Source organism: Siphonobacter sp. (assembly GCF_048595215.1).
Lineage (GTDB): Bacteria > Bacteroidota > Bacteroidia > Cytophagales > Spirosomataceae > Siphonobacter.
In genome coordinates this window covers 1-3594 of sequence record NZ_JBMDWJ010000018.1, presented here as the reverse complement: position 1 = coordinate 3594, position 3594 = coordinate 1, and the positions used below count along the sequence as shown (strand labels likewise).

Annotated in this window: 4 protein-coding genes; 3 read left to right on the top strand and 1 reads right to left on the bottom strand. The window is 49.6% G+C overall.

All coding sequences use genetic code 11. The features are described from left to right. The first annotated feature begins 198 nt into the window (after positions 1-198). From ACOJTG_RS01100 to ACOJTG_RS01090, 3 genes are all read left to right on the top strand, one after another. Positions 199-1182, top strand: a complete 984-nt coding sequence (locus ACOJTG_RS01100; RefSeq protein WP_420152110.1) for a helix-turn-helix domain-containing protein — start codon at positions 199-201, stop codon at positions 1180-1182. Positions 1183-1281: 99 nt separating this feature from the next. After that, positions 1282-1830, top strand: a complete 549-nt coding sequence (locus ACOJTG_RS01095) for a hypothetical protein (RefSeq protein ID WP_420152109.1) — start codon at positions 1282-1284, stop codon at positions 1828-1830. Positions 1831-1984: 154 nt separating this feature from the next. Next, entirely contained in the window at positions 1985-2542 is a 558-nt protein-coding gene (locus ACOJTG_RS01090; protein ID WP_420152108.1) for a hypothetical protein, read from the top strand. Between the two features lie 137 nt (positions 2543-2679). Here ACOJTG_RS01090 and ACOJTG_RS01085 read toward each other — a convergent pair. After that, a partial coding sequence (locus ACOJTG_RS01085) for a helix-turn-helix domain-containing protein (protein ID WP_420152107.1) occupies positions 2680-3594 on the bottom strand: 915 nt, incomplete at its 5' end.

The following is a 3594-nucleotide window of genomic DNA, read 5'->3' as shown; positions in this document are numbered from 1 at the left end:
CGAAGCGGCGGACTTATCTGGAAGCCAATGTAGCAGCGGCTTCACTTACCCTTACCCCCGCTGAATTAGCCGAACTGGAGGCCCTGCTCCCCGTGGGTAGTATCGCTGGCGACGCGTACCCTTCGTTTAGCTAACTTGATCTGGCAGAAACAACGGACCAAGGATTGTTGTTTCTGCCAGTAATGGATTGAATTGCGTATGAAAGCAAAACTGACTCCCTTTACCGTACTGGAAACCGTCACCGAGTATACGCGGTTTTACGACTTACCCGCTCCCCTGCATCCCCTGCTCACCGTGCTGGATTTACAGGCTACGCATCAGCAACCTATTGACGTAATTCCACCGGCCGTTCTGACTCCGGTCATACAGCAATTTTACCTGATTTCGCTAAAACAGGGCTTGGGTAAGGCAGCCATTCGTTACGGTCATACTTCCTACGATTTCAACGAGGGAGTTTTAAGCTTTCTGGCACCCGGGCAGGGATGCTGGCTGGCCAATGCGGCGAGTGCGGAGGAACTTGTCGAAATCTTCGAAAGTCTAAAGGGCTGGAGCGTACTGGTTCATCCCGACCTGCTGTCCAAATACCCCCTGGGTCAGAAAATCATGCGTTATGGTTTCTTTTCCTACGCAACCAACGAGGCCCTGCACCTGTCGGCTGCTGAAGAAGCAACGCTCAATCAGCTCATCGATACCATTCGGGCGGAAGTCGAGCGGCCCATTGATTTGTTTAGTCAGGATGTGCTCGTTGCTCAGATTGACCTGTTGCTAACGTATGCCGACCGGTTTTATCACCGTCAGTTTGTAACCCGCCGGACCGCTGAATCCAATCGGGAGCCGGATTCACTACTGATGCGTTTTGAGTCCCGTCTCGTGGCTCACTTTGCTCAACCGGGCGAGCATTCCATTCCTACCGTACAGGAACTGGCCGATGAGCTGAATGTATCAACGGCTTACCTGAGTGACATGCTTCGTACGCTCACGGGTCAGAATACTCAGCAGCACATTCACCAGGCCCTGATTGAAAAAGCGAAACGGCTACTGATGGTCACCTCCGCATCGGTTAATGAAACGGCCTATCAGCTTGGGTTCGAATATCCGCAGTATTTCAGTCGCCTGTTCAAGAAAAAAACGGGTATGACGCCCGCCGAATTTCGACTTTCGATGCAAATTGCCTCTTCTTAGCAAGGAAGGCGTTGAATAAAAACGAGCGATACGCCGTTGGGGATTACGTTTTTTTAGAAACGTTTTATTGTACACTAGAATCTTACCGAGCCAGCTTGTATGTCTGATGCCTTACGTATGCTTTTCGAAGCGGATCAGAATGAACGGATTCATCATCCGGAGGTGGGTACCCCGGCGTATGAAACCTTACGAATCAGAGATCGGGAGCGACGCACACAGGTTCAGACCTTAATCAACGAAGGGCGAGTTACTACCGCTCAGGATTACTACCACGCGGCTCTCATTTTTCAGCACGGAGATACTACTGACGAAATCTGGTCGGCTCACCAGTTAGCTTTAAAAAGCGTAGAACTGGGCAATCCCGCAGGAAAATGGTTAGCCGCGGCCGCATTGGACCGCTGGCACATGTACCAGGGACAGCCCCAAAAATATGGTACGCAACTCGTTCCCGATGGGGTTCGGTATCGGTTATGGGACCTTGATCCGAGTACCACAGATGCAGAACGAGCCCAGTGGAATGTACCCGCATTAGCTGAAATGGAACGTCGGGCCATTCAACTCACGTCGGAAAATAAGGGTAAGATGCCGCCCATGGATCAGGCTCCGGAATGGCTAAAACAAGCTGTTAATCGCTGGGAGAAGGGGTAAGCGTTTTTATTGTAGCTGTACATTTAGCAAACAACTAGCTATACTTAACGAAGGATTTTGGTTTTTCAACGATAGTTTTTGCCGGTCTACAGAATAGCAAAATCGCCCGGAAAGAATGCGTTTAGCTTTACATCGTAAAAAAACCAAAAACCTCATGGAAATCCAGCAAACGCCCGAAAATGCATTGTCCCACTCAACGGTGACCGCTTTGATTAATGCTCCGATTGAAAAGGTAAACATCGCCGACTGGCTACTAAATCTGCCCGACGCCGAGTACCAGCGTTGTTCGACCCAGCATATTGGAGCGGGAATTACCAGCACCTACGATGGTCAACCGATGTCGATAAACGTAGAGACGATTGGCGATGCTCTGATGGTTCAGCATTACGTGGCAATGGTGCATCGGCCGGATTACTGCCGGATGTTATCCATTTCCGATTCCATTACTAAAAATGGCCGGACTAAGGTACAGGTGTTATGGGAGCTAAAAGCAACCCGAATTGACGAACATACCTGTCTTTACACCAACGCGATTCATGCCACGGCTACGCCTGAAATGCTTGCGTATCTGAACGCACAGGGGCTCCAACTTGCAAACGCCGCCGCCGCAAGACAGGCCGCTTCTGACGCCCATAACCATGAAGAAACGCCAAACTTTGCGAAAAGCATTGAGAACAAAGCCTTAACGGGTCAATACAATCAACCCTTCTAATAAGCTTGCCGGCTGGGTATCAGCTGAGTAAGTACGCCCGTTCTTGCCTCCTAAAAGTGTCTGGCTTACTGAATGATATATCCTAGTTTTCTGCGTTATACCCGGCCCTACTTCGGTACCTGGAATAAAGAAACCAGCTAATTATAAAACGCTCTGAATTCCAGCGGAGTTTGGTTGGTTTTGGCTTTGAAAAGCTTACTAAACGACTGCGGATATTCAAACCCTAATTGATACGCAATTTCACCCACGGAGAGGCTGGTCGTCGATAGCTTTTCTTTGGCCTGCTCGATGAGTCTTTCGTGAATGAACTGCTGCGTCGTGCTGCCCGTTAGTTGTTTCAGGCAGTCGCTCAGGTATTTGGAAGAGAGATGCAGACTTTCTGCTAGGTACTGAGCGGTCGGTAAGCCCTTATTGGATTCCTGGGAAGCGAAGTATTCGTCCAGTAGTTTTTGAACCTTATCTAGTAACTCACTACTGACGGCTTTCCGGGTAATAAACTGCCGGTTGTAATAGCGATTGCAGTACGTTAACAGCAGTTCCAGGTGAGCAATCCAGGCATCCTGACTAAATTGGTCGATGGGAAGCCGGGATTCTTCCAGCATTTGAAGAAAGATGATTTCAATCCGGCGTTGCTCTTCTTCGGAGAGAATCAAGGCTTCATTGACCGAGTAATCGAAAAAGCCGTAGTTTTTGATTTTGCTGCCCAGCGGGTAGTTCCGTAGAAAATCCGGATGGATGGAGAGTTGCCAGCCCGCCGTAGCGAAGGCAAAATCCTGATCGATGAAGTTTACCTGCTTGGGAGCAAAGCAGGCCATCACACCCTCGTCGAAATCAAACCGGCTCTGTCCGTACTGAATCTTACAGGGACATTCCTTTTTCAGGGTGATCTGGTAACAATCCGAAATCAGTCGGGTTCGCTGTTCAATTTTAATCGCAGGGAAATCTTCAAACCGAATCAGGCTCACCAGCGGATGCCGGGGTTTGGGCTGCTCCAAAAGCTGGTGCAGCTGCGTGATGGACTGAATATGAACGGTGGGCGTCGTTTCCATGCT